This window comes from Azospirillum oryzae (genome assembly GCF_008364795.1).
Taxonomy (GTDB): Bacteria; Pseudomonadota; Alphaproteobacteria; order Azospirillales; family Azospirillaceae; genus Azospirillum; species Azospirillum oryzae.
The window spans coordinates 1,046,123-1,070,287 of record NZ_VTTM01000001.1 but is presented as its reverse complement, the minus strand read 5'-3'; the positions used below and the strand labels follow the sequence as shown (position 1 = coordinate 1,070,287).

The 24,165-nt window shown below is 67.8% G+C and carries 24 protein-coding genes; 13 read left to right on the top strand and 11 right to left on the bottom strand.

Annotation, left to right across the window (positions count from 1 at the left end):
- Positions 1 to 3: 3 nt before the first annotated feature.
- Entirely contained in the window at positions 4 to 927 is a 924-nt protein-coding gene (nifU, locus tag FZ938_RS05080) for a Fe-S cluster assembly protein NifU (protein ID WP_149197511.1), read from the bottom strand.
- A 70-nt stretch (positions 928 to 997) separates the two neighbouring features.
- The gene (locus tag FZ938_RS05075; RefSeq protein ID WP_149197510.1) at positions 998 to 1,393 is read right to left on the bottom strand and encodes a HesB/IscA family protein; all 396 of its coding nucleotides are present in this window, start codon (positions 1,391 to 1,393) and stop codon (positions 998 to 1,000) included.
- 311 nt (positions 1,394 to 1,704) lie between these two features.
- On the opposite strand from FZ938_RS05075, the gene FZ938_RS05070 reads away from it, so the two are divergent.
- Entirely contained in the window at positions 1,705 to 2,229 is a 525-nt protein-coding gene (locus FZ938_RS05070; protein WP_149197509.1) for a hypothetical protein, read from the top strand.
- 160 nt (positions 2,230 to 2,389) lie between these two features.
- On the opposite strand, the gene FZ938_RS05065 is transcribed toward FZ938_RS05070, so the two are convergent.
- Complete coding sequence (locus FZ938_RS05065) at positions 2,390 to 3,505, bottom strand: alkene reductase (protein WP_149197508.1); 1,116 nt, start codon at positions 3,503 to 3,505, stop codon at positions 2,390 to 2,392.
- A 146-nt stretch (positions 3,506 to 3,651) separates the two neighbouring features.
- Here FZ938_RS05065 and FZ938_RS05060 point away from each other — a divergent pair, with 146 nt between their 5' ends.
- The gene (locus FZ938_RS05060) at positions 3,652 to 4,314 is read left to right on the top strand and encodes a TetR/AcrR family transcriptional regulator (protein ID WP_149197507.1); all 663 of its coding nucleotides are present in this window, start codon (positions 3,652 to 3,654) and stop codon (positions 4,312 to 4,314) included.
- 7 nt (positions 4,315 to 4,321) lie between these two features.
- On the opposite strand, the gene rarD is transcribed toward FZ938_RS05060, so the two are convergent.
- From rarD to purB, 4 genes are all read right to left on the bottom strand, one after another.
- Positions 4,322 to 5,248 carry an EamA family transporter RarD gene (gene rarD / locus FZ938_RS05055; protein ID WP_149197506.1) on the bottom strand — a complete coding sequence of 309 codons (927 nt, stop codon included), beginning with the start codon at positions 5,246 to 5,248 and terminating at the stop codon, positions 4,322 to 4,324.
- A gap of 160 nt (positions 5,249 to 5,408) precedes the next feature.
- Positions 5,409 to 5,744, bottom strand: coding sequence for a Grx4 family monothiol glutaredoxin (gene grxD / locus FZ938_RS05050; RefSeq protein ID WP_085088255.1), 336 nt, complete (start codon positions 5,742 to 5,744; stop codon positions 5,409 to 5,411).
- Between the two features lie 62 nt (positions 5,745 to 5,806).
- Positions 5,807 to 6,046, bottom strand: a complete 240-nt coding sequence (locus FZ938_RS05045) for a BolA family protein (protein ID WP_012973287.1) — start codon at positions 6,044 to 6,046, stop codon at positions 5,807 to 5,809.
- A gap of 146 nt (positions 6,047 to 6,192) precedes the next feature.
- On the bottom strand, positions 6,193 to 7,488 hold the full coding sequence (purB, locus tag FZ938_RS05040) for an adenylosuccinate lyase (protein ID WP_149197505.1): 1,296 nt from the start codon (positions 7,486 to 7,488) through the stop codon (positions 6,193 to 6,195).
- Positions 7,489 to 7,938: 450 nt separating this feature from the next.
- On the opposite strand from purB, the gene FZ938_RS05035 reads away from it, so the two are divergent.
- Positions 7,939 to 11,211 (top strand): bifunctional diguanylate cyclase/phosphodiesterase, encoded by a 3,273-nt coding sequence (locus FZ938_RS05035; protein ID WP_149197504.1) that lies wholly within the window; start codon positions 7,939 to 7,941, stop codon positions 11,209 to 11,211.
- A 25-nt stretch (positions 11,212 to 11,236) separates the two neighbouring features.
- Here the strand turns inward: FZ938_RS05035 and FZ938_RS05030 are convergent, their stop codons facing one another.
- The gene (locus tag FZ938_RS05030) at positions 11,237 to 11,995 is read right to left on the bottom strand and encodes a M48 family metallopeptidase (RefSeq protein WP_149197503.1); all 759 of its coding nucleotides are present in this window, start codon (positions 11,993 to 11,995) and stop codon (positions 11,237 to 11,239) included.
- 291 nt (positions 11,996 to 12,286) lie between these two features.
- Here FZ938_RS05030 and FZ938_RS05025 point away from each other — a divergent pair, with 291 nt between their 5' ends.
- From FZ938_RS05025 to FZ938_RS05005, 5 genes are all read left to right on the top strand, one after another.
- Entirely contained in the window at positions 12,287 to 13,909 is a 1,623-nt protein-coding gene (locus FZ938_RS05025; protein WP_246798995.1) for a hybrid sensor histidine kinase/response regulator, read from the top strand.
- Positions 13,910 to 14,206: 297 nt separating this feature from the next.
- The gene (gene ugpB, locus FZ938_RS05020) at positions 14,207 to 15,562 is read left to right on the top strand and encodes a sn-glycerol-3-phosphate ABC transporter substrate-binding protein UgpB (RefSeq protein WP_149197501.1); all 1,356 of its coding nucleotides are present in this window, start codon (positions 14,207 to 14,209) and stop codon (positions 15,560 to 15,562) included.
- 79 nt (positions 15,563 to 15,641) lie between these two features.
- Complete coding sequence (gene ugpA / locus FZ938_RS05015; RefSeq protein ID WP_149197500.1) at positions 15,642 to 16,526, top strand: sn-glycerol-3-phosphate ABC transporter permease UgpA; 885 nt, start codon at positions 15,642 to 15,644, stop codon at positions 16,524 to 16,526.
- A complete protein-coding gene (gene ugpE, locus FZ938_RS05010) occupies positions 16,523 to 17,371 on the top strand; it encodes a sn-glycerol-3-phosphate ABC transporter permease UgpE (RefSeq protein ID WP_149197499.1) in 849 nt (282 codons plus the stop codon). The genes ugpA and ugpE overlap by 4 nt, the downstream gene beginning before the upstream one ends.
- Before the next feature lie 25 nt (positions 17,372 to 17,396).
- Positions 17,397 to 18,461 (top strand): sn-glycerol-3-phosphate import ATP-binding protein UgpC, encoded by a 1,065-nt coding sequence (locus FZ938_RS05005; RefSeq protein WP_149197498.1) that lies wholly within the window; start codon positions 17,397 to 17,399, stop codon positions 18,459 to 18,461.
- A 21-nt stretch (positions 18,462 to 18,482) separates the two neighbouring features.
- Here FZ938_RS05005 and FZ938_RS05000 read toward each other — a convergent pair whose 3' ends face one another.
- A complete protein-coding gene (locus FZ938_RS05000; protein WP_425529362.1) occupies positions 18,483 to 18,662 on the bottom strand; it encodes a DUF1674 domain-containing protein in 180 nt (59 codons plus the stop codon).
- Positions 18,663 to 18,764: 102 nt separating this feature from the next.
- Here FZ938_RS05000 and htpX point away from each other — a divergent pair, with 102 nt between their 5' ends.
- The 3 genes from htpX to FZ938_RS04985 all read left to right on the top strand — a co-directional run bounded on the left by htpX (position 18,765) and on the right by FZ938_RS04985 (position 21,589).
- Positions 18,765 to 19,796 (top strand): zinc metalloprotease HtpX, encoded by a 1,032-nt coding sequence (gene htpX / locus FZ938_RS04995; RefSeq protein ID WP_149197496.1) that lies wholly within the window; start codon positions 18,765 to 18,767, stop codon positions 19,794 to 19,796.
- Between the two features lie 111 nt (positions 19,797 to 19,907).
- The gene (locus FZ938_RS04990; RefSeq protein WP_149197495.1) at positions 19,908 to 20,840 is read left to right on the top strand and encodes a DHH family phosphoesterase; all 933 of its coding nucleotides are present in this window, start codon (positions 19,908 to 19,910) and stop codon (positions 20,838 to 20,840) included.
- Positions 20,841 to 20,866: 26 nt separating this feature from the next.
- The gene (locus tag FZ938_RS04985; RefSeq protein WP_149197494.1) at positions 20,867 to 21,589 is read left to right on the top strand and encodes a hypothetical protein; all 723 of its coding nucleotides are present in this window, start codon (positions 20,867 to 20,869) and stop codon (positions 21,587 to 21,589) included.
- An 8-nt stretch (positions 21,590 to 21,597) separates the two neighbouring features.
- Here the strand turns inward: FZ938_RS04985 and FZ938_RS04980 are convergent, their stop codons facing one another.
- Positions 21,598 to 22,581, bottom strand: coding sequence for a CobD/CbiB family cobalamin biosynthesis protein (locus FZ938_RS04980; RefSeq protein ID WP_149197493.1), 984 nt, complete (start codon positions 22,579 to 22,581; stop codon positions 21,598 to 21,600).
- 42 nt (positions 22,582 to 22,623) lie between these two features.
- Positions 22,624 to 23,187, bottom strand: coding sequence for an ankyrin repeat domain-containing protein (locus tag FZ938_RS04975; protein WP_149197492.1), 564 nt, complete (start codon positions 23,185 to 23,187; stop codon positions 22,624 to 22,626).
- Between the two features lie 110 nt (positions 23,188 to 23,297).
- On the opposite strand from FZ938_RS04975, the gene FZ938_RS30440 reads away from it, so the two are divergent.
- Together FZ938_RS30440 and FZ938_RS04970 are read left to right on the top strand one after the other, a co-directional pair.
- Positions 23,298 to 23,456, top strand: coding sequence for a hypothetical protein (locus FZ938_RS30440; RefSeq protein ID WP_174757334.1), 159 nt, complete (start codon positions 23,298 to 23,300; stop codon positions 23,454 to 23,456).
- Positions 23,457 to 23,528: 72 nt separating this feature from the next.
- Positions 23,529 to 24,155, top strand: a complete 627-nt coding sequence (locus FZ938_RS04970) for a general stress protein (RefSeq protein ID WP_149197491.1) — start codon at positions 23,529 to 23,531, stop codon at positions 24,153 to 24,155.
- Positions 24,156 to 24,165 lie beyond the last annotated feature (10 nt).

Genomic DNA, 24,165 nt, shown 5'->3' with positions numbered 1-24,165 from the left:
CCCTTAGCCCGCGTGGGCCGGCATGAGGGACGCGGGCTTGACCCGCACGAACTCGCCGAGCTTCTCGACCAGCTTCATCTGCACGCCCATCATCGTGCCGGCCGACTGCGAACAGCCGGAGCAGGCGCCGGAGAGCCGCACATAGATGTCCTTGCCGTCGATGTCGACCAGTTCCACATCGCCGCCGTCGCGCTGGATCTGCGGGCGCATCTCCTCGATGGCGCTCATGATCGCCTGCATGCGCTGGACGTTGGTCAGCTTGGGCGCTGCCGCCGGTTCGGCCTTCGGTTCCAGTGGCTTGATGGCGTCCAGCCCGACGGTGCCGGGGGTATGCTTCTTGGCGGGCTTCAGGGCGCCGGTCTTGGCCAGCACCTCTTCCAGCACCTCCTCGATCTTCTCGTGGCAGGTCTGGCAGGAGCCGCCGGCCTTGGTGTAGTGGGTGACCTCCTCCAGCGTGGTCAGGCCGTTCACGGTCACCGCGCGCTCGATCATGGCGGCGTCGATGCCGAAGCACTTGCAGACCAGCTCGCCTTCCTCATGGTCGTCTTCCCACGCCTCGCCCTTGTAGTTGGCGATGGCGGCGCGCAGAGCCTCCGCACCCATGACGGAGCAGTGCATCTTCTCCGGCGGCAGGCCGCCCAGATACTCGGCGATGTCGCGGTTGGTCAGGGTCAGCGCCTCGTCAACCGTCTTGCCGATGATCATCTCCGTCAGCGCGGAGGAGGAGGCGATGGCCGAGCCGCAGCCGAAGGTCTGGAACTTCGCGTCCTGAATGATCTGGGTGTCGGGATCGACCTTCAGCATCAGACGCAGCGCGTCGCCGCAGGTGATGGAGCCGACCTCGCCGACCGCGTTGGCGCTGTCCAGGACACCGGAGTTCTTCGGGTTGAAGAAGTGTTCCTTGACCTTGTCGGTGTAGTTCCACATGTCGCTGCTGCCTTTCCGTGGGGTGCGCGCCTAGGGGAAGAGTGTCCGGGGGCGGTGTCAGTGGCCCCGATCAGTGAGTCGAATAGGGGGCCGACGATCCGCAGCTGGACGAGGAGGTCGAGCAGGAGCCGCCACCCCCTTCACCGGCTGAGAAGGACTTGCCGCAGCCGCAGCTGCTGGTCGCGTTCGGGTTGTCGAACTTGAAGCCGGAGCCTTCGATGCCCTCGACGAAATCGACCACCACGCCGCTCAGGAAGGGTTGGCTGTTGGCGTCGACGAAGATGGTGACCGGGCCGAAGCTGAGCACCGCATCGTCGTCGCCGGCCGCCGCCTCCAGGCCCATCTGGTATTTCAGGCCGGCGCAGCCGCCGTCGGTCACGGCGATCCGCAAGCCGGCGGCCGCACCGCCCGACTTCGCCAGGACCTGTTCCAGGGTGGAAACCGCCGCATCCGTCAGAGTCACCATGTCCCGCCTCCTCAAGCCGCGTTGCCGGGGATGCCGGCCGATCTGACGGGAAGTGAAGCAAGGACCGTGCCAAGACGGCAAATGGTTGATTTTAAAGGATTGTAAGGCCGAAATGGCGTGGCGAGAGTCCGACAATGTTTCGTCTTCCAACGTTTTTGTCGGGTTTGGTGCGTGTCGCCTTTGCGACAGCCGCGACACTTCGCCGCACAAAAATAATATGGTCTTTCCCCGCGCCTGCGCGCGTACCATGGGACGTCGTCGGTGCGTCGGATGATTGATTGCGTCAGCAGGAAATACAGGCGAGGGAAGCGATGAGCGACGAACCGATCGAACTCAGGATGTCGAACGGCCGCATGGCCTTCGGCGACGTGCCGGAACAGATCGACGAACTGCTGCGGGAAGCGGTGAAGGCCCGCGACGTGCCCGACGCCTGCGAGGCGTTGTTGTGGGAGGCTCACCGCAAGGGGCCGCGGGTGCTGCCGGTCTTCTACGCGCTCTACAAATTCTACTTCAACCGCAAGAAGCTGGGGGAGGCGGAGCGGGTGGCCCGCATCGGGCTGGATGCCGCCGCGCTCCACGGCGGCTTTCCCGCCGACTGGTCGCAGCTGACCGCCGGCTCCACCGACTGGACGGCGGCCGGGCCGGCGCGCTTCTTCCTGTTCACCATGAAGGCGCTGGCCTTTATCGAACTGCGCCGCCACAACCGCGACAGGGCGCTGGCGATCCTCGCCAAGATGGCGGAGATCGACCCGGCCGACCAGGTCGGCTACGGCACCATCGCGGCACTGGCACGCGGACTGGACAATGGGATGGATGGAGAGGGCGGGGCGGCATAGCCACCCGGTCCGATAAGGCTGCTCCCAAAAAAAAGCCCCCCGGCCCAGGGGGGAACCGGGCCGGGGGCAGCGGGGATTTGCGTCTCACGACGCTCTCACGACGCGCTCTCACGTCGAGAGGAATTGCGGCCCCAATTGGGGATTCGGGGCCGCAAACTCGTCAGGCGGCGACGGATTCCAGCGCCGGGTAATCGGTGTAGCCCTTGGCGTCGCCGCCGTAATAGGTGGTGCGGTCCGGCTCGGCCAGCGACGCGCCGGCACGGAAGCGCACGGGCAGGTCCGGGTTGGAGATGAAGGCCTCGCCGAAGCTGACCGCATCGGCCTCGCCGTTGGCGAGTGCGGCATCGGCGTCACCGCGGCTGTAGCCGCCGTTCAGGATGAACGGACCCTTGAAGGCGGCGCGCAGGGCGGATGCCACATGCGGCGCGCCCTCCGGCGGGGCCATATGGTGGCCGGGCCGGCCCTCGATCACATGCAGATAGGCGAGATTGAAGGGGTTCAGCGCCTTGGTGATCGCCAGGAAATGCGGCAGCGGTTCGCTGTCCGTCATGTCGTTGAACACGCCGGTCGGCGACAGGCGGACACCGATGCGGTCGGCGCCGACGGCATGGGCCGTGGCCTCCAGGATTTCCAGCAGGAAGCGGCAGCGGTTCTCCACCGTCCCACCATACTGGTCGGTGCGGGTGTTGGTGCTGTCGCGCAGGAACTGGTCGATCAGATAGCCGTTGGCCGCGTGAATCTCGACGCCGTCCAGGCCGGCATCGAACACCGCGCGCTTCGCCGCATCGGCGAAGTGGCGGACCAGCGCTGGGATCTCGGCGGTTTCCAGGGCACGCGGCACCGGGAAGGGCTCCATGCCGGCGCCGGTGTAGAGCTGGCCCTTCGCCGCGATGGCCGACGGGGCGACCGGGGCGGCGCCGTTCGGCTGGAAGCGCGGGTGGGAGATGCGGCCGACATGCCAGAGCTGGGTGACGATCCGCCCGCCGGCGTCATGCACGGCGTCCGCGACCGCGCGCCAGGCCAGCGTCTGGGCGTCGGTGTGGATGCCCGGCGTGTTGGGATAGCCCTGGGCGGTGTCGCAGACCTGCGTCGCTTCGGTGATGATCAGGCCGGCCGAGGCGCGCTGCGCATAATATTCGGCGGTCAGCGCGGTCGGGCAGTTGCCTTCGCCGGCGCGGCTGCGGGTCATCGGCGCCATGACGACGCGGTTCGGCAGCTCGATGGCGCCAAGGCGCAGCGGGGTGAACAGGTCAGGCTTTGCAGTGCTTTGCGGCATGGCGGGACTACTCCCTATTGGCCCCTGTTGGGCAAATCGGCTTGTATGTATGTGAGTACATACTTGAACCGGCGCCCGCCGCTTGTCAAGTATGTATCTGCATACTTATTATGAAGCTGACGGGACGCACGGGAGAGGGACGGGCTTTGGACGCAAGCAAGGACGATGGCGGCTGTTGCCCCGGCAACGGCACCGAGGGAGCCTGCGAAGGCGGGGGGCGCAAGCGCGACCGCGCCGCGACCGAGGGCGCGCTGCTCGATGCCGCCAAGCTGGTGTTCGCAGAGCGTGGATTCGATGCGGCGACGACGCGCGAGATCGCCGGGCGGGCCGGTGTCAACGAGCAACTGATCCAGCGCTATTTCTCAGGCAAGAGCGGTCTGCTGCTGGCGGTGGTGGAGCGCTATTGGCGCGAGGAATCGGGCGGCTGCGATCTGCCGCCGCCGCACGAGGATCTGGAGACCGACCTCGCCCGCTTCCTGCATGCCCAGTTGAAGCACAGCTGGGCATGCCGCGACTTCACCCGCGTGGTGCTGGCCCGCGCCCTGGTCGATCAGGCGGTGGCGGACGAGATGGCACGCACCCTGTCGCAGAGCCGCATCCCCTGCCTGCTGAGACGGCTGGAAGGCTTCCGTGCGCGGGGCGCCATCGCCGCCGACGCCGACCTCGCCAATGTGGCGGCCGGCATCGCGACGCTCAGCTTCGGGCTGGGCTTCCTCGATCAGGTGGTGTTCGGCCGCGACGACGCCGGCATCTGCGCGATGGTCGGCACGCTGGCCCACACCATCGCCCATGGCCTGACGCCGCGGTAAGCCGTGGTCACTCCGCGGCGGCGGCGGCCCGGTTGCTGCTGCGGTGGCTGTGGACCGCGTCGGCGGTGAAGACGGCCAGCGCGACCCAGATGCAGGCGAAGGTGATGGCATGGCTGCGGGTGAAAGCCTCGCCATAGACCAGCACGCCCAGCAGAAGCTGCCCGGTCGGCCCGACATATTGCAGCAGCCCGAGCGTGGTCATGGTCAGCCTCGTCGCGCCGATCATGAAGAGAACCAGCGGCACCGCCGTCATCGGCCCGGCCAGCACCAGCAGCGTGCTCTCGCCCCAGCCATGCCCGAAGGCGCCGTCGCCGCCCAGCCACAGCAGATAGCCGAGCGCCGCCGGGAGCAGCAGGGCGGTTTCCACCAGCAGCCCGATCACCGGGTCGATCGCCGCCTTCTTGCGCACCAGGGCGTAGAAGCCAAAGGACAGGGCCAGCGACAGGGCCACCCAGGGTACGGTGCCGTAGCTGACGACGAGGCTGCCGACGCCGGCCGCGGCGATGGCGACCGCCAGCATCCGGCCGCGGCTGAGCCGTTCGTTCAGGAACAGCACGCCCAGCAGCACATTGACCAGCGGGTTGATGAAATAGCCCAGGCTGGCCTCGACCAGGCGGCTGTTCACCACCGCCCAGATGAAGACGGTCCAGTTGACGGTGACCAGCAGGGTGGTGACCACCAGGATGCCAAGCCGGCGCCAGTTGCCCACCGCGGCGACGACGGCCGCCGGCCCGCGGGTCGCCAGCACGCCGATGCCGACCAGCACCACCGTCCACACGACGCGGTGCGCAACGATCTCCACCGCCCCGACATCGCCCAGCGATTTGAAGAAGACCGGGTTGACCAGCCCCCAGATCAGGTATGAGGCCAGCGCCGCGACGAACGCCGCGGTTGTGGAGGTCGGGGCCTTGGCGGGCGACGGGGTCTGAACCATACCGTCCGTTTAGCACATTGTTTGTGCAATCCGGCAGCGGGTGGACGAACATGGCCGGGCTGCGCAACCGGCATCACTCCCGCCTCGCGTCCCATTTACGCAACAAAAAACCCCGCTGGAGCGGGGTTTCTCGTTTCGGTCCCTAAAGGCCGCAGCCATATCAGGCGGCGGTGGCGACGCCCTTGTCGGCCATCAGGGTCTGCAGCTCGCCCGACTCGTACATCTCGCGGACGATGTCGCAGCCGCCGACCAGCTCGCCCTTGACATAGAGCTGCGGGAAGGTCGGCCAGTTCGAGTATTCCTTCAGACCCTGGCGCAGACCCGGATCCTCCAGGATGTTGACGCCCTTGAACTTGACGCCGGTGTGGCTCAGCACCTGGACGACGGCGGCGGAGAAGCCGCACTGCGGGAACACCGGGGTCCCCTTCATGTACAGCACGACATCGTTGTTCTTGATGTCCTGCTCGATGCGCTCGACGACGTTCTGATCGACCATGACTCGATGACCCTTCCGATTCGGCCCGGCTGTGCCGGGACCTAGTCCAATGTGAGATAAAGTCAGGCGCCTTCCGGCACCGCGGTGGTCAGCGCCAGGGCGTGCAGTTCGCCGCCCATCTTGCCCTGAAGGGACGCGTAGACCATCTGGTGCTGCTGCACCCGGCTCTTGCCCTTGAAGGCGGCGGAGGTGACGAGCGCGGCATAGTGGTCGCCATCGCCCCGCAGGTCGGCGATCTCCACGACCGCGTCGGGGATGCCCTCCTTGATGAGCTTTTCGATCGTGGCGGCTTCCATCGCCATGGGTCCAGTCCTCGCTCTGTTCAGGATTGCCCCGCCCGGGCACGTGCTTCTCGAGATAGATTAGGTGCGGCCGGGCCGTTTGTCATCCACCGGCAAGTATTTGCCGCCCTGCGGAAGACGCGATAACGGCCCGGATCCTCAGCAGGTCATTCGCCGAAGACGCGCTTGAACACGGTGTCGACATGCTTGGTGTGGTAGGTCATGTCGAACATCGGCTCCAGCTTGTCGCGGCCGATGTGCTTGGCGATGTCGGGGTCGTTCGACAGCAGGTCCAGATAGTTGCCGCCCTTCTCCCACACCTGCATGGCGTTGCGCTGCACCGCCTTGTAGCTGTCCTCGCGGCTCATGCCGGCCTGGGTCAGCGCCAGCAGGACGCGCTGCGAGAAGACCAGACCGCCCAGGTCGTCCAGGTTCTTCTGCATGCGCTCCGGATAGACCACCAGCTTTTCCATCATGCTGGTCAGGCGCACCAGGGCGAAGTCCAGCGTGACGGTGGCGTCGGGGCCGATCATCCGCTCGACCGAGCTGTGGGAGATGTCGCGTTCGTGCCACAGCGCGACGTTCTCCAGCGCCGGGACCACGGCGGAGCGCACGATGCGGGCCAGACCGGTCAGGTTTTCCGACAGGACCGGGTTGCGCTTGTGCGGCATCGCCGACGAGCCCTTCTGGCCGGGGTGGAAATACTCCTCCGCCTCGCGGACCTCGGTGCGCTGCAGGTGGCGGATTTCCGTCGCCAGATTCTCGATGCTCGACGCGATCACGCCCAGCACGGAGAAGTAGAAGGCGTGGCGGTCGCGCGGGATGACCTGGGTCGACACCGGCTCCACCGACAGGCCCAGCTTGGCGGCGACATGCTCCTCCACCCGCGGGTCGATGTTGGCGAAGGTGCCGACCGCGCCGGAGATGGCGCAGGTGGCGATGTCCTTGCGCGCCTGGACCAGACGCTCGCGCCCGCGGACGAAGGCGGCGTAATGGCCGGCCAGCTTCAGGCCGAAGGTCGTCGGCTCGGCATGGATGCCGTGGCTGCGGCCGATGGTGACGGTGTTCTTGTGCTCGTACGCCCGGCGCTTCAGCGCGGCCAGCAGGGCGTCCATGTCGGCCAGCAGCAGGTCGGCGGCCTGGGTCATCTGCACGGCGAGGCAGGTGTCCAGCACGTCCGACGAGGTCATACCCTGGTGGACGAAGCGGGCCTCGGGGCCGACATATTCGGCGAGGTTGGTCAGGAAGGCGATGACGTCGTGCCGGGTCTCGCGCTCGATCTCGTCGATGCGGTCGATCTCCCACTTGCCGCGCTCCCACACCGCCTTGGCCGCGTCTTTCGGGATCACGCCCAGCTCGGCCTGCGCATCGCAGGCGTGCGCCTCGATCTCGAACCAGATGCGGAAGCGGTTTTCCGGCTCCCAGATGCGGGCCATTTCGGGGCGGGTATAGCGGGGGATCATCGGCACTCTCCGGAAGATGCGGGCGCTGGGTCTCGGGCGCTGGTTCGGGGGTGGCTTGCGGGTCTCAAAGCCACGCGCGCGCGACCATAGCCGTGCCGGGGGGCGTTTTAAAGCCTCACGATGCGCCGTGCCCGACCCGGCCCCGACCCAACCCCCGACTTGGCCCCGGCGGCGGCCGGCGGCGTCATTAATCTTCGCGGTCGAATCGTTGCCGGCCGAAGGGAATCCGCGCCTAAGGTTCAGTGGACCGACTTTCCGCCAATTCCCTGTCGGTTCGCCGAAGCGCCACCCCGTGGCGATCCAGGGGAGAGGAAAACAGTCAAAGAGTCGCGCCGCAGTGGATTTGATTCGCTTGCAGTTGAATCGTTGCGAGCATTAAGCAACACTTGCACAGCGCATCGGGGCCGGCCCAAGCCCGCATCCGGAAAGCCCATCCGAAGGGAGCCCTTCTTGTCCGACCCCGTCGTCGAACTGGTCCGTGCGCCGTCGCGCTCGTCCGACGAGGCCCGGCTCTACCGCCTGCAGTTCCTCGCGTCGATGGCGCTGGTGTCGGCGCTCGTCCTCGGGCTTGGCTTCTATTTCGTCTGGCAGCATTGGGCGGACCTGGAGCACGACCTGCGCCAGAGCGAGGCGCGCTATCTCCAGGAGCAGCGTCAGACCCTGGTGCAGGAGGTGGAGAACGCACAGTCCTATCTGGCCTACATGCGCTCGCGCGTCGAGCCGCTGCTGAAGGACCATCTGCGCACCCAGGTGAACGAGGCCTATGCCATCGCCCGCAGCGTCCATGACCGCGAACGGAACATCCTGCCCGAAGCGGCGGTGAAGGAATCGATCAAGCAGACCCTGCGGCCGCTGCGCTTTTCCGGTGGACGCGGCTACTACTTCATCCACGACATGAACGGCAGCTCGGTGCTGATGCCGGTTGACCCGTCGAGGGAGGGGGCGCCAAAGGACGGGACGTCGCCCACCGCCGCGCCCGACACGACGGAGGATTCGGTCGTGGGCGAGCTGATGCGGGCGGCCCATGATCCCAACCGGCGCGGCTTCGCCCGCTATCGCGTGAGCCAGTCCGACGATCAGACGCAGACCGTCGACAAGTTGGCCTTCGTCCGCCTGTTCGAACCCTATGACTGGCTGATCGGAGCCAGCGATTCGCTGAGCGCCGTGGAGACGCGGCTGCAGCATGAATCGCTGGATCGCCTGCGCTCCTTCCGGTTCGGCGAGACCGGCTTCATCGGCGTGTTGCGCCAGGACGGGCAAGTGCTGCTGTCGCCCACCGCCCCGGCATCGGAGGGAATGAGCGCCCGCGACCTGCCGTGGAAGACGGAGCGCGACATCGTCACCCGCATGCTGGACCTCGGGCGTCAGGGCGGCGGCGAGCTGCGCTACGACTGGATCCATCCGGTCTCGGCGCGGCCGACGCCGAAGATGGCCTATGTCTCCGCCCCCAACGTCTGGGGGTGGATCCTGGTCGCAGGCTCCTACATCGACGATGTCGGCCGGGAGATGGAGGCCCGCCGGGCGGAGATCAGCCGCGGCGTCAACCAGCGGGTCTGGACCACGGTCGCCGTTCTGGGCGTGGCGCTGGCGGCCTCGGTGGGCGTGTCGTGGCTGGTCACCGGCTGGATCCGGCGCATCGTCGGCAGCTACCAGCTGCGGGTCCGGCACAGCGACAGCATGCTTCGCGAACGGGCGCGCCAGCTCTATCTCGCCAACTTCTTCATCGACCATGTGTCGGAGATCGTCGTGCTGGCCGACGCCGGCCTGCGCATCGCCTATGTCAATCCCTTCGGCTGCAAGGCGCTGGGCGGCAGGCTGGACGATCTGGTGATGGGGCAGGCCGACCTGCTGAAGCGCTTCGCCGCGGAGGGGGAGGACGCGGCCAGCCATTACGAGACCGCCTATCTTACCGCGGACGGCCGCATGCTGGAGCTTGAGGTCACCGCCAGCCGCATCACCTACGAGGGCGACGTCTATTACTCCGCCATCGCCCGCGACATCAGCGAGCGCAAGCGGGCGGAATGGCAGCTGCGGCTGTCGGCCAAGGTGTTCGACAACGCGGCGGAGGGCATGTTCGTCGCCAACGAACACCGGCAGATCGTCGCCGCCAACGACGCCTTCTCCCGCATCACCGGCTTTGGGCGGGACGAGGTGCTGGGCCGTGGCCCGGAATTCCTGCGCTCCGACCGCAACCCGCCGGAATTCTATGACGAGCTTTGGGCGCAACTGCGCACCGAAGGCCATTGGGCCGGCGAGATCTGGAGCACCCGCAAGAACGGCGAGGTGTTTCCGGAATGGCTGAGCGTCAAGCTGGTGAGGAACGAGGACGGTGCCGTCGCCAACTACATCGCCGCCTTCACCGACATCACCGAGACCCGGGCGCAGGAAGAGCGCATCCGCCATCTGGCCCAGTTCGATTTCCTGACCGACCTGCCCAATCGTTTCCTGCTGCGCGACCGGCTGCAGCGCGCGATCCTCGCCGCCGGGCGCCACGACACGAAGGTGGGGCTGCTGTTCGTCGATCTCGACCGCTTCAAGACCATCAACGACAGCCTGGGCCATCAGGTCGGCGACGGCCTTCTGCGCGAGGTGGCGGTGCGGCTGACCGGCACCGTGCGGGCCAGCGACACGGTCAGCCGGCAGGGCGGCGACGAGTTCATCATCCTCATCAGCGACATGGACAGCCCCGACGCCGCCGACATCGTCGCGCGCAAGGTGCTGCACGCCATGTCGGAACCCTATCTGATCGACGGACACGAGCTGCAGGTCACGCCGTCCATCGGCATCGCGGTCTATCCCGACGACGGCACCGGCATCGACGCGCTGCTGAAGAGCGCCGACATGGCGATGTACGCCGCCAAGGAAGCCGGGCGCGCGACCTACCGGTTCTTCACGCCGGAGCTGAACCGCCGCGCGTCGGATCGCATGTGGACTGAAAACAACCTGCGCCGCGCCATGGCCAACAACGAGCTGGAGCTGCATTTCCAGCCGCAGTTCTCGCTGGACGACCGCCGGCTGGTCGGGGCGGAGGCGCTGGTGCGCTGGCGCCAGCCCGACGGCACGCTGATCATGCCCGGCCAGTTCATTCCGGTGGCCGAGGATACCGGCCTGATCCTGCCGCTCGGCGACTGGGTGCTGGGCGAGGCCTGCCGCCGGGTGTCGGAACTGCTGCGCCACCGCGACCTGCTGATCGCCATCAACCTGTCGGCGGTGCAGGTGCGCCGCCCCGGACTGGCGGAGCGGGTGGCGGGCTGGCTGTCGGCCTACGGCATCCCGCCATCGGCGCTGGAGCTGGAGGTGACGGAAAGCGTCCTGATGGACGAGTCCGACGTGGTGTCGGAAACCTTCTCGCAACTGCGCGAAATGGGCGTGCCGCTCGCCATCGACGATTTCGGCACCGGCTATTCCTCGCTGGCCTATCTGAAGCGCTTCCGGGTGGACAAGCTGAAGATCGACCGCAGCTTCGTCAGCGGCCTGCGCGCCGACGACCCGGACAGCGGCGCCATCGCCGAGGCGATCATCGGCATGGCCCGGTCCTTGCGCATGCAGACGCTGGCCGAAGGGGTGGAGACGGAGGAGCAGTACAACTGCCTCGCCGCAATGGGCTGCGACCAGTGCCAGGGCTATCTGCTGGGCCGCCCGATGCCCTACGAGGATTTCCTGGAGTTCGTCCGCCGCGATGTCGCCACGGCCGAACTGCGGGTGGCGGAGGTGGTGGACTAGAGGGCGCCCTCCACCTGTATTGCCATCACCCGTACCGCAGCAGCCTTGTCCCGTTCGCCTTCAGCCATGCCCGCGGCCACTCCACGCCGCTGCCGTCGGTCAGGCTGGCGCACAGCGCCCAGAAGCGCGGGGAATGGTTCATCTCGCGCAGATGCGCCACCTCATGCCCGACGACATAGTCCAGCACCGGTTCCGGCGTCAGGATCAGGCGCCAGGAGAAGGACAGCCGGCCGGTGGACGAGCAGCTGCCCCAGCGGCTCTTGGTGTCGCGGATGGTGACGGCGGCGACGCGGGCGCCGATGGTCGCGGCCTTCAGCCGGGCGCGGGTCGCCAGTTCGCGCTTGGCCTCGGCGGTCAGGAAATCGCGGATGCGGCGGGCGATATGCTCCGGCTGGCCACCGACCAGCAAGGCGCCGTCCTCGATCCTGGTCGCACCGCGCAGGGCCGGGTCGTGCCGGATGACATGCTCGACGCCGAGATAGGGGACGCTGGCGCCGTCGGCGAAGGGAAGGGAGGGCGGCATCGCCGCCAGCCGCGCCCGCAGCCAGCCGTCATGCCGGCCGACGAACTGGCGGGCGTCGGTTTCCGACACGCCGACCGGCACCACCACCTGGACCAGCCCGCGGCCGGGATCGACGCGCAGGGTCATGCGGGTCGCGCGTGCGCTCTCCCGCAGCTCCAGCGGCATCGGCAGGCCGGAAATCTCCAGCGCCCGCGGCGGCTGGGGCGGTCGGGCGGCGGATCGCTTGCGGCGACGGGACGGGGCGGGGCGGCGTTGCACCATGGGCGTCTTATAGCGCGGCGGACGCCGGATGCGGAAGCGTCCTCCTCCCTTTGTCGGAATGGCGCGGCGGCCCGGCTTCTGATCTAAGTCTTAAGGCTTTCGAACGAACTTAGGCCATGGGGTGGACTGAGGTCACATTTGACACGATCGATTGGAGCACAAGATAAAGCAGAGGTAACGCGGTGGTCTGTGGACCTCCCTTTTATCGCCGGTCCTGCCGCCCGTTTTCCTGTTGTTGATCTTTCCCGTAGCCTTGCCGAGTACATGCCGATGCCTCTCATCCCAGAACAAATGCCGACACGCGAGGATTGGTTGGACGCCCTGCTGTCGGCCGGCGGATCACCCCAGGCCCTGCTTGGCGAGGATGGGCGCGTGCTGGTGGCGAATCGTGCCTTCGCCGACGCTCTCGGCTGCCCGCCGGACGCGGCGGAGGGGAGGACCCTGGCGGAGGCCGGTCTGCCCGCCGGTACCGCCGACGGGATCGAGCGGTTGCGGCGGCAGGTGATGACCACAGGTATGCCGGCCGGCATGGCGGCCGGCGCAGACGGACCGCTTCCCGGCCTGCCGTCCGCGCTGGCGCTGACCCCGGTGGCGGATGCCGGCGGGCGGATTCGCGCGGTGGCGCTGAGCGCCGATGCCACCACTTCCGATGCCCTTGCCGCCGCCTTGGCCGAAGCGCGGGCGGAGACCGCGCAGGCGCGTGCCGATGCCGAACGCGCCCGCACCGCCAAGGGCAAGTTCCTGTCCGCGGCCAGCCACGACCTGCGCCAGCCCTTCCAGGCGATGCACCTGTTCCACCATCTGCTGAGCGGCCGGCTGACCGATCCGGCTTCCATCGAGCTGGCGAACAAGCTGGAGCAGGCGATCATCGGCGGCGAGACCCTGCTGCGCGCCCTGCTGGAGGTGTCGGCGCTGGAAGCCGGGCTGGTCACCGCCAATCCGCAGACCTTCCCGGTCGACGAACTGCTCGCCAAGATGCTGGAGGAGTTCGGGCCGGAGGCGGAGGCCAAGGGGCTGCGCTTCAATGTCCACCCGCTCGACGCCCAGGTGACCAGCGATCCGGTGCTGATGGAGCGGCTGCTGCGGCCGATCATGGCCAACGCGCTGCGCTACACCCTGAAGGGCGGCATCCTGCTGGCGGCGCGGCGGCGCGGTGCGAACCTGCGCATCGAGGTGTGGGACACCGGCGTCGGCATCGACCCCTCCAACCAAACCGTGATCTTCGAGGACTTCCACCAGCTCGGCAATCCCGGACGCGACCGCAAGCAGGGGCTGGGCCTCGGTCTCGCCATCGTGCGGCGGCTGGCGCAGGTGCTGGGGCATCCGGTGACGGTGCGCTCCAAGCCCGGCAAAGGCTCCGTCTTCGCGGTGGAGGTCCCGCTGGCTGGCAATGACGGCGACCGGTCGGACGACGGGTCCGCCGACAGCGACCCTGACCCGGCGGTCGGCCAGTCCGCTTCCGCCGCCGCTTCCTCGACCGCCGGCACGGTGCTGGTGATCGAGGACGACGCGATGCAGCTGGAGGGGATCGGGCTGCTGTTGCAGGGCTGGGGCTATGCCGTCATTCCCGCCCGCGGCATCGACGAGGCCTGCGCCGGGCTGGATGGGGGTGTCGCGACCCCCGATCTCGTGCTGTCGGACCTGCGGCTGTCGGGGCCGGAGACCGGCATCGACGCCATCCAGGCCGTGCGCGCCCGCTGCGGCCGGCGGGTGCCGGGCGTCATCGTCACCGGCGACACCGATCCCGACCGGCTGCGCAGCGTCGACCGCAGCGGCTTTCCCCTGGTCCACAAGCCCTGCGACCCCGCCGCCCTGCGCCGCCTGCTCAGCAGCAGCCTGAAGGCCGGAAGGGGAGCCCTCCTGGCCGGTGGCCGGCGGCCCGATACCGCCTGCAACAGCGCCCGCCCGCGTTAGGCATTCCGCGCCCGCGCATTTTCGCTCCGCAACATTTCACCGCTGGGGTTTTCACGTCATAAAACTGTAATGCGGCGTCTTGACAGACCCTGGTATGCGTGCGCAGTGTGACGCTTAGAGCAACCAAACAGTTTCGATAGCGATCATCCAGCAGCCGGTCTTTTTCGCAAGCGCATATATCGCCCCCAAACATTGCCTTAAGCGTCTGCCACCAAAACTTCACGAAAGCGTCGCGGGACGGCAACCCGATGCCCTCATGACAACCGCGCACCATACCGGGATAGGGAGACCCACCGCATGTTGACCCGCCGCAAGCTTGCCCTCCTGACGGGCGCCGCCACCGCCACCGCGCTGCTGTTCGCCGCCGCCCTGCCGGGCACCGCGCTGGCGCAATCCAAGACGGTGATCGATTTCTGGCACGGCCTGCCGCAGCCGCTGGGCGGCCAGCTGGAGCAGATCGTCAAGGACTTCAACGACAGCCAGCAGACGGTCCAGGTCAACGCCTCCTACAAGGGCAGCTATCCGGAGACGATGCAGGCGGCCATCGCCGCCTTCCGCGCCGGCAACGCGCCGCACATCGTGCAGATGTTCGAGGTCGGGACCGCGACAATGATGGCCGCCGGCCCGGCGGTGAAGCCGGTCTATCAGCTGATGCAGGAAACGGGCGCGTCCTTCGACCCCGATGCCTATATCCCGGCGGTCAAGGGCTACTACTCGTCCAAGGACGGGAAGATGATGGCGCTGCCGTTCAACAGCTCCACCGCCATCATGTTCTACAACAAGGACGCCTTCCAGAAGGCCGGCCTCGACCCTGCCAAACCGCCGGCGACCTGGCCGGAACTGATCGATGCGGCGAAGAAGCTGAAGGCGTCGGGATCCAGCTGCCCCTTCACCACCTCCTGGCCGACCTGGGTGCAGCTTGAACAGCTGGGCGCCATCCACAACACGCCCTTCGCCACCCAGGCCAACGGCTATGGCGGGCTGAACGCCGAACTGAAGATCGATGCCCCGCTCTACGTCAAGCATGTGCAGACGCTGATCGACATGCAGAAGGACGGGCTGTTCAAGTACGGTGGCCGCGACAATAAGCCGGACGCGCTGTTCCCGTCGGGCGAGTGCGCGATGATCCAGGGGTCGTCCTCGCTGCGCAGCCGCATCCTGAAGGAGGCGACCTTCGCCTGGGGCGCCGCGCCGCTGCCCTACTGGCCGGAATTCGCCAACAACGACCCGAAGAACGGCATCATCGGCGGCGCCGCCTTCTGGGTGATGACCTCGCCCAAGCGTACGCCAGCCGAATACAAGGCGGTGTCGCAGTTCTTCACCTATCTCGCCAAGCCCGAGGTCGACGCCAAGTGGCACATGGACACCGGCTATGTCCCGGTGACGCTGAAGGGCATCGAGATCGCCAAGGCGCAGGGCTATTACGAAAAGAACCCCGGTGCCGACGTGCCGGCCGCGCAGCTGACCCGCACGCCCACCACCGAGAACAGCATGGGCCTGCGCCTGGGCAACCTGCCGGAAATCCGCAACATCATCCAGGAAGAGCTGGAGAAGGCCTTCCAGGGCCAGCAGGACGCCCGCCAAGCATTGGACGCCTCGATCAAGCGCGGCAACACCGTGCTCCGCAACTTCGAGCGGGCCAACAAGGGCTGAGATCGCCCGTAACATCCCTCCCCCCGCCCAGTGGCGGGGGGAGGGGCTGCGCCGATTACCATTCACGAAAGACCATCCTTTGCAGCGTCGCGTCACCTTCGACAGCCGGCTGTTGCCCTATCTGCTGCTTGCGCCGCAGGTGGCGGTGACGCTGGTGTTCTTCATCTGGCCGGCAGCCAATGCGATCTGGCAGTCGGTGCATCTGCAGGACGCCTTCGGCATCCGCAGCGAGTTCGTCTGGTTCGAGAATTTCACCCATGTGCTGGGCGATCCGAACTATCTCGACACGCTGAAGACCACGGTGATCTTCAGCGTCGCGGTGACGGTGCTGGCGATGGGCGTGGCGCTGCTGCTGGCGGTGCTGGCCGATTCGAAGATCAAGGGCGCCAGCGCCTACAAGACGCTGCTGATCTGGCCCTATGCGCTGGCCCCGGCCGTCGCGGCGGTGCTGTGGATGTTCATCTTCAATCCCGACATCGGGTCCTTCGGCCGGGCGCTGCGGGCGCTCGGCTTTGATTGGGACTACCGGCTGAACGGCGGGCAGGCGCTGCTGATGGTGATCCTGGCGGCCAGCTGGAAGCAGGTGTCCTACAACTTCATCTTCTTCCTGGCCGGGCTGCAGGCGATCCCGCGCTCGGTGATGGAGGCGGCCAGCATCGACGGTGCCGGGCCGGTTCGGCGCTTCTGGACCATCACCTTCCCGCTCTTGTCGCCGACCACCTTCTTCCTGCTGGTGGTGGACATGGTCTACGCCTTCTTCGAGACCTTCGGCACCATCCACGCCCTGACCCAGGGCGGGCCGGGCAAGGCGACGGAGACGCTGATCTTCCGTGTCTACCAGGACGGCGTGGTCAACAACGACCTTGGCGGGTCGTCGGCACAGTCGGTGATCCTGATGGTGATCGTCATCGCGCTGACCGCGGTGCAGTTCCGCTTCGTCGAGCGCAAGGTCCACTACTCATGAAGCAGACCCGTTTCATCGATCTGGTGCCGCACATCGTCCTGATCGCCGGCGTGCTGATCTTCGCCTATCCGATCTACGTGACGCTGATCGGTTCCACCTGGGACGCCGGCACCATCGGGCGCGGCGGCCTGCCGCTGTGGCCGGGCGGGGAGGGGGCGGCCAACTACGCCCAGGCCTGGGTTGGCGAGGCGGGCGAGCGCGCCATGTACACGCCCGTCCGCACGATGATGCTGAACAGCCTGGTGATGGCGCTGTCCATCGCGCTGGGCAAGATCGCCATTTCCATCCTGTCGGCCTATGCGGTGGCCTTCTTCCGCTTTCCGCTGCGCATGGCCTTCTTCTGGCTGATCTTCATCACGCTGATGCTGCCGGTGGAGGTGCGGATCATCCCGACCTACAAGGTCGTCGCCGATCTGGGCCTGATCAACACCTATGCCGGGCTGGCCATCCCGCTGATCGCCTCGGCCACCGCGACGCTGCTGTTCCGCCAGTTCTTCCTGACCATCCCGGACGAGTTGCTGGAAGCGGCGAAGATCGACGGCGCCGGGCCGGTGCGCTTCTTCATCGACGTTGTGCTGCCGCTGTCGCGCACCAACATCGCGGCACTGTTCGTCATCCTCTTCATCTATGGCTGGAACCAGTATCTCTGGCCGCTTCTGGTCACCAGCAGCGGCGACATGGAGACCATCGTGACCGGCATCACCAAGATGATCGGCACCGGCGAATCGGCCAACGACTGGCACATCATCATGGCGACCACGGTTCTGGCGATGCTGCCGCCGGTGGCGGTGGTGGTGTTCATGCAGCGCTGGTTCGTCAAAGGCCTCGTGGACAGCGAAAAGTAAGCGCGGGCGAAGGGAAAGAAAAACAATGGCAACCGTTGAAATCCGCAACGTCCGCAAGTCCTACGGCCCGGTCGAAGCGATCAAGGGCATCGACATCGCAATCCAGGACGGCGAGTTCCTCGTCCTGCTCGGCCCATCCGGCTGCGGCAAGTCTACCCTGCTGCGCATGGTCGCCGGGCTGGAGGGCATCACCGGCGGCGAGATCGCCATCGGCGGGCGCGTGGTCAATCACCTGGACCCCAAGGATCGCGACATCGCGATGGTGTTCCAGAACTACGCGCTCTATCCGCACATGACGGTCTTCGACAACATGGCCTACGGCCTGAAGATCCGCGGAATCCCGAAGGCGGAGATCCGCGCCCGCGTCGACAAGGCGGCGAACATCCTCGAACTCGGCCGCTTCCTCGACCGCCGGCCGAGCCAGCTGTCGGGCGGCCAGCGCCAGCGCGTCGCCATGGGCCGCGCCATCGTGCGCGAACCGGCCGCCTTCCTGTTCGACGAGCCGTTGTCGAACCTGGACGCCAAGCTGCGCACCCAGATGCGGGTGGAGATCAAGCGGCTGCAGGACCGGCTCGGCATCACCAGCCTCTACGTCACCCACGATCAGGTGGAGGCGATGACGCTGGCCGACCGCATCCTGGTGATGAACCATGGCGTGGCCGAGCAGATCGGCACGCCGCTGGAGGTCTACCAGCGCCCGGCCAGCCTGTTCGTCGCCGGCTTCATCGGTTCCCCGCCGATGAATGTGCTGGACGGCCGCATCGACGACCGCGGCGAGGCGGTGCTGCTGCCCGGCGGTCAGCGTCTGCCCCTGCCGCGTCCGCGTGCGACCGACGCGGGCCGGCCGGTGAAGCTGGGCATCCGGCCGGAGCATATGGCCGTCGCCGCGGACGGCTTTTCCATCGAGATCGAACTGGTGGAGGCGCTGGGGGCCGACACGGTGGTCTATGGCCGCCTGCCGGACGGCGAGACCCTGCTGGTCCGCATGGCCGGAATCCCCACCGTGCGCGAGCGTGACCGTCTGACGGTCGCCCCGCAGGACGGCGCCCTGCACCTGTTCGACGCGGTGACCGGGCGCCGGATGGAGTGACCGGGTGGAGTTGATCTCCGATCAGAAATCCGAACAGCGCCCCTTGAACTCCCAGTCGCCGTAGCGGGTCGGTTCCGGCCCCTTCGGGCCGCCGATCTCGCCGGGCTTCTGCTCGGGGCCCTTGGCTTCCGTCCCCTCGGTGGCGGTGTTTTCAACTACCGCCTCGGCGGCGTCCTGCTGCGGTTTGGTCGGCTCGGTCATCATATCCATCGCACTGCTGCGGGCATCTTGAACGGGGGCGCGGATCGGGCCCATATCTCGGATCAGGGCGGGTTACCCCGCCTCGGCCCATCCTGAACCGATATGGCGATCATGACCAGCTATCTGAAGACCACCATTCTCCTTGCCGGCCTGACGGCGATCTTCATGGCGGTCGGCTTCCTGCTGGGCGGCAAGACCGGCCTGATCATCGCCTTCGTCTTCGCGCTGGGCATGAACCTGTTCAGCTATTGGAATTCCGGCGACATGGTGCTGTCGATGTACGGCGCCCGCGAGGTCGATGGTTACTCGGCCCCCGAATTCCACGGCATCGTAGCCCGGCTGGCGGAGCGCGCCGGCCTGCCGATGCCGCGCGTCTACATCATCGAAAACGACCAGCCCAACGCCTTCGCCACCGGCCGCGATCCGGAGCATGCGGCGGTCGCCGCCACCACCGGCCTGCTGCAGCGCCTGACGCCGGAGGAGATCGCCGGCGTGATGGCGCATGAGCTGGCCCATGTGAAGAACCGCGACACCCTGATCATGACGATCACCGCGACCATCGCCGGTGCGGTGTCGATGCTCGCCAATTTCGGCCTGTTCTTCGGCGGCTCTAGCAATGACGAACGCGGCGGCAACCCGCTGGGCATGGTCGGGGCGATCCTGGCCGCCATCCTCGCCCCCATCGCCGCGACGCTGGTGCAGATGGCGATCAGCCGCACCCGCGAGTTCGAGGCCGACCGCATCGGCGCCGAGATCTGCGGCCGTCCCAACTGGCTGGCCGATGCGCTGACCAACATCCACAACAGCGCCAACCACATCCCCAATTATCAGGCGGAGGCGCACCCGGCGACCGCCCACCTGTTCATCGCCAACCCCCTCAGCGGCGCCAGCATGGCCAGCCTGTTCTCCACCCACCCCGACATGGGCGAGCGGGTGGCGCGGCTGCGCGCGATGGCGCCCCAGACCGGCAGCTTTACCGGCGGGTTTGGCGGCGGCGGCTTCGGTGGCGGCCAGACCACCCCGCCGCGCGACGGCCGTTCGCCCTGGGGGGCGCCGCCACAGGGTGGCAATGGTGGCAATCAGGTTGGGCAGGGCGGCTTCATGCCGCAGAACCGTCGCGGCCCGTGGGGCTGATCCGGGGCTGATCTCCGCGACGGACCTCTGGTAAAGCATTGCGCGCCGAAGGGGTAGGCGACTACCCTTCCGGCACGCGCTCAACCATGACGGTCGCCAGGGGAAGCTTGCATGTCCGACGCCGCGAAATACCGCCTCGTTACCCGTTCCGATTTCGACGGGCTCGTCTGCGCCGTCCTGCTGAAGGAGTTGGGCATCCTCGACGAGATCAAGTTCGTCCATCCCAAGGACATGCAGGACGGCAAGATCGAGATCACCGGCCGCGACATCACCACCAACCTGCCTTATGTCGAAGGCGCCCATCTGGTGTTCGACCATCACCTGTCGGAGACCATGCGCGTCGGCGAGAAGCCGAACCACATCATCGACCCCAAGGCTCCGTCGGCCGCCCGCGTCGTCTATGATTACTATGGCGGGAAGGAGCGCTTCTCCACCATCTCCGACGAGATGATGCAGGCGGTCGATCAGGCCGACTCGGCACAGTACCAGCGCGACGACATCCTGAACCCCACCGGCTGGACCCTGCTGAACTTCATCATGGACGCGCGCACCGGCCTGGGCCGCTTCCGCGAGTTCCGGGTGTCGAACTACCAGCTGATGATGGACCTGATCGACTACTGCCGTAGCCACACCATCGCGCAGATCCTGGAGCTGCCCGACGTGAAGGAGCGGGTGGAGCTTTACACCCAGCATGCCGAGCTGTTCGTCGATCAGCTGAAGCGCTGCGCCACCGTGCGCGGCAACGTCGTCGTGCTCGACCTCCGCAAGGAGGAGACGATCTATGCCGGCAACCGCTTCATGATCTATGCGCTGTTCCCCGACACCAACGTGTCGATCCATGTGCTGTGGGGCCTGAAGCAGCAGAACACCGTGCTGGCCTGCGGCAAGTCGATCCTGAACCGCAGTTCGAAGACGGACATCGGCCCGCTGATGCTGCAATATGGCGGCGGCGGCCATCAGGCGGCCGGCACCTGTCAGGTCGACAACGACCGGGCCGAAGAGGTATTGGAGGCCATCGTCGCCCGCATGCGCGCGGACGGCTGACACGCCACCGACCGGATCCTGAGCGATTGAGCGCCTTTCCTCCCTTCCCCGACGGCACCCTGTTCGACGCCGGCTGGCTGTCCGCCCTGTCCGACGAGGTGCCGAGGGATGAGGCGCTCGACCGCGCCCGCCCGGTGGTGGCCGACGCCATCGCCCGCACCGATGCGGCGGGGGCGACGGCGCTGGCGCGCATCGACGCGCTGGTGAGGGGGGCGGCGCTCGACGCCATCCCGGCCCTGCTGGCGGCGGAGACGGTGGAACTGCCCGACGCCGCCGCGACGGCCGAACGTTCGATCCACGACCTGATGAGCCGCGTCGCCTACAAGCGGCGCGAACTGATGCCGCTGTTTCCCGACCTGATCGAGTGTGTCGCCGCCGTCCATGCCGCCGCGGTGCAGGCCTGCGGTATCGCGCGCTGGCGCCTGATGGCGGCGCGGGCGCGACTGAAGCCCGGCCGGCCGTCCAGCCCGATCCAGGGTGCCGGCACCCGCTATGTGAAGAGCGACCGTTTCGACGCCCGTGCTGCCGAGAGCCTGCCCGCCATCGACCGCACCCGCGCCGACCGCATCCTGAAGCGGCTGAGCGAGGCTCCGGTGCCGGACGAACTGGAGCTTCGTCCGCTGGATGACGGCGACGATCTCTGGACCATCAAGGCCGGCGGGATCAGCCGCTTCATCCTGCGGGTCGAGCGCGACCGGCGGGGGCCGTTCTTCATGGTTGAGGATGTCGGGCCGCAGGCGGCCGGCTGACTCCGTCCCTAAATCCCCGCCACGCCCCACAGCAGCAGCGCCACCAGCCCGACCAGCAGCAATGCCGCGACGGCGGACAGGGCGAGTGCTCGCCCGATGTCGGCGGGGGTGGCGCGGGCGCGCCCGTCGCCGATCCAGTTCTCGGTGATGACCACGCCGCCATCGCGGTGCGGTCCACCCAGGGCCAGACCCAGGGCGCCGGCCATCGCGGCAATGGGCCAGCCCATGTTCAGCGACGGATGCTTGCGCGCGTCGCGGCCCAGCGCACGCAGGGCGGCGCCGGCCTTGGCGGTGCCGATGAAGGGCGCGGCCAGCGCCAGCAGCAGCCCGGCCAGCCGGGCGGGCAGGGCGTTCAGCGCGTCGTCCAGCGTCGCCGCGGTCGATCCGAAGCGGCCATGGCGGACGCCGGGACTGCCCAGCGCGGCGTCGGCGCCGTCCATCGCGGTCCAGACGAACAGGCCGGGCACGCCGAGCAGGGCATAGCCGAAGACCGGCGCCACCAGCTTGCGGTCGAAGGCGCGGGCGGCGGCCTCCACCGCAGCACGGGCGATGCCGTGTTCGTCAAGGCCATAGACATGGCGGCGGGTCAGCGACTGGATCGCCTCCTGGCCGGGCACCACGCCGCCGCTTTCCAGGGCGCGGCGCACCGCGCGGATGCGAGTCCAGGCGGCCCGGCCGCGCAGGCCGCAGAGCAGGGCCAGCAGTTCCACCATCCAGCCGCGGCCGATGGAGCCGATCCACTCGACCAGCAGCCCGGCCGCCACCGCGATCAGCACCAGCGCCAGCACCACCAGCGCCCCGCGGATCACCTGGGCCGACTTGCCCCGCTCCGCCCGGTTCAGCCGGGCGTCGGCGGCGTTGCAGAATCGCCGCGCCAGCCCCGCCGGATCGGGCAGGATGCGGTCCAGCCAGTCGCCGAACAGCGCGTCGATCCCCAGCGCCAGCAGCAGGAGCAGCAGCGGGCCGGGACCGCCGAAGGCCGAACCGAACATGAGGTCTCCGCGAAGTAGGGTCCGACCGCCAGCGGACGGGAATCAGCGCGCGCCGGCTTGGCGCAGCAGGGTGCCGACGCGGGCGTTGCGGCTGTCCTGCGCCCAGTTCAGCGCGGTCCGGCCGGTGAAATCGGAACGGTCGACCTGCGCCCCGGCCTTCAGCAGCCGGTCCACCACGTCGGCCCGGCCGTTGCGGGCGGCGACCATCAGCGGGGTCATGCCCTCGCGGTTCTCCATGTCGACCTTGGCGCCCTTCTTCAGCAGCAGGTCGATCAGCTCCGGATTGCCGTTCTCCGCCGCGGCCAGCAGCGGGGTGTTGCCGGCCTTGTCGGCGCGGTTGACGTTGGCGCCGCTCTCCAGCAGCAGCTTGGCGATGGCCGGGCTGGAGCGGTCGACGGCGGCCAGCAGGGCGGTCTTGCCGTGGATGTCGGCCTGATTGGGGTTCTCGCCCCGCAACAGGGCGCCCTTCGTCTTGGCGACGTCGCCGTCATTGACCGCCTGCATCAGCCCGGTGTCCTGGAACAGGCTGATCTGGGCGAGGGCCGGGGCGGCGGAACCGGCGGACAGGCCGGCGGCGAACAGGGTGGCGAGCAGGAGCCGCTTCATGGCGGGTATCCTTCCTTGACAGCAGGGGTGCCGGATACTAGCCAAAAGACGGGTGCTTTTGCCAGATCGGCATTCATCTCCAAGCCTGCTGCATCGACAGGTTGAAGCCCATGCTCCGCAATCCGCTGGCCCGCCACATCGCGCTGTTCCTGCTGGTGAAGGCCGTGCTGATCGGGTTGGGCCTCTGGTGGTTCCTGGGCGCCATGCCGGAGCCGCGCGGCATGGTGCCCTCGCCGGCCGCATCGCCGACCACATCATCGCGACCCTGAGCGGAACCTTGCGCCCGATTTCCGGTTGGATCCGGATTGTTCGGACTTCCTGCGAAGCGAAGGGGTGGAGGCATGATCGAGAGCCGCGACCAGAACCCGACCACGATCGATTCCAGTGCCTGGACGGGAGACACCGGAAGCACCGATGCCGCGGTGCGCGAGGCCGTGGCGGTCTTCGACAGCCGCGAGGCCCTGCAGAGCGCCATCGACGACCTGAGCCTGGCCGGATTCCAGCGCCACGAGCTGAGCGTGCTGGCCAATGACGAGACGATCCGCGACCGTCTGGGCGGCGTGCCCGGCGATGTCGGCAGCCTCGCCCACGATCCCAACGCGCCGCGCCAAGCCTATATTTCGCCGGAGGATGTCGGCAGCGGCAAGGGTGCCGCGGTCGGCTTCCCCGCCTATGTCGGGGCGATCATCGCCACCGGCGCGGTGCTGGCCACCGGCGGCACGGCGCTCGCCGCCGCCGCGGCTGCCGCGGCCGCCGGGGTGGGCAGCGGCGCGGCCGGGTCCTTCCTGTCGCAATGGATCACCGACAAGCGCAACGAGCCGATGCTGCAGCAGCTCGACAAGGGCGGCATCCTGCTCTGGGTCAATGTCGGCGACGCCGCGCGCGAACGCATCGCGCTGGAGGTCCTGAACCGCCACGCCGCCCATCCGGCCGAGGTCCACCAGGTTCGCCAGACCGGATCCGAGTGATCGTTTCGGA

What these genes read in the sequence shown, in the direction of transcription:
- nifU (WP_149197511.1), bottom strand. Translation starts at nt 927, where the DNA reads ATGTGGAACTACACCGACAAGGTCAAGGAACACTTCTTCAACCCGAAG.
- FZ938_RS05075 (WP_149197510.1), bottom strand. Translation starts at nt 1,393, where the DNA reads ATGGTGACTCTGACGGATGCGGCGGTTTCCACCCTGGAACAGGTCCTG.
- FZ938_RS05070 (WP_149197509.1), top strand. Translation starts at nt 1,705, where the DNA reads ATGAGCGACGAACCGATCGAACTCAGGATGTCGAACGGCCGCATGGCC.
- FZ938_RS05065 (WP_149197508.1), bottom strand. Translation starts at nt 3,505, where the DNA reads ATGCCGCAAAGCACTGCAAAGCCTGACCTGTTCACCCCGCTGCGCCTT.
- rarD (WP_149197506.1), bottom strand. Translation starts at nt 5,248, where the DNA reads ATGGTTCAGACCCCGTCGCCCGCCAAGGCCCCGACCTCCACAACCGCG.
- grxD (WP_085088255.1), bottom strand. Translation starts at nt 5,744, where the DNA reads ATGGTCGATCAGAACGTCGTCGAGCGCATCGAGCAGGACATCAAGAAC.
- FZ938_RS05045 (WP_012973287.1), bottom strand. Translation starts at nt 6,046, where the DNA reads ATGGCGATGGAAGCCGCCACGATCGAAAAGCTCATCAAGGAGGGCATC.
- purB (WP_149197505.1), bottom strand. Translation starts at nt 7,488, where the DNA reads ATGATCCCCCGCTATACCCGCCCCGAAATGGCCCGCATCTGGGAGCCG.
- FZ938_RS05030 (WP_149197503.1), bottom strand. Translation starts at nt 11,995, where the DNA reads ATGGTGCAACGCCGCCCCGCCCCGTCCCGTCGCCGCAAGCGATCCGCC.
- FZ938_RS05025 (WP_246798995.1), top strand. Translation starts at nt 12,287, where the DNA reads ATGCCGACACGCGAGGATTGGTTGGACGCCCTGCTGTCGGCCGGCGGA.
- ugpB (WP_149197501.1), top strand. Translation starts at nt 14,207, where the DNA reads ATGTTGACCCGCCGCAAGCTTGCCCTCCTGACGGGCGCCGCCACCGCC.
- ugpE (WP_149197499.1), top strand. Translation starts at nt 16,523, where the DNA reads ATGAAGCAGACCCGTTTCATCGATCTGGTGCCGCACATCGTCCTGATC.
- FZ938_RS05005 (WP_149197498.1), top strand. Translation starts at nt 17,397, where the DNA reads ATGGCAACCGTTGAAATCCGCAACGTCCGCAAGTCCTACGGCCCGGTC.
- FZ938_RS05000 (WP_425529362.1), bottom strand. Translation starts at nt 18,662, where the DNA reads ATGACCGAGCCGACCAAACCGCAGCAGGACGCCGCCGAGGCGGTAGTT.
- htpX (WP_149197496.1), top strand. Translation starts at nt 18,765, where the DNA reads ATGGCGATCATGACCAGCTATCTGAAGACCACCATTCTCCTTGCCGGC.
- FZ938_RS04990 (WP_149197495.1), top strand. Translation starts at nt 19,908, where the DNA reads ATGTCCGACGCCGCGAAATACCGCCTCGTTACCCGTTCCGATTTCGAC.
- FZ938_RS04980 (WP_149197493.1), bottom strand. Translation starts at nt 22,581, where the DNA reads ATGTTCGGTTCGGCCTTCGGCGGTCCCGGCCCGCTGCTGCTCCTGCTG.
- FZ938_RS04975 (WP_149197492.1), bottom strand. Translation starts at nt 23,187, where the DNA reads ATGAAGCGGCTCCTGCTCGCCACCCTGTTCGCCGCCGGCCTGTCCGCC.
- FZ938_RS30440 (WP_174757334.1), top strand. Translation starts at nt 23,298, where the DNA reads ATGCTCCGCAATCCGCTGGCCCGCCACATCGCGCTGTTCCTGCTGGTG.
- FZ938_RS04970 (WP_149197491.1), top strand. Translation starts at nt 23,529, where the DNA reads ATGATCGAGAGCCGCGACCAGAACCCGACCACGATCGATTCCAGTGCC.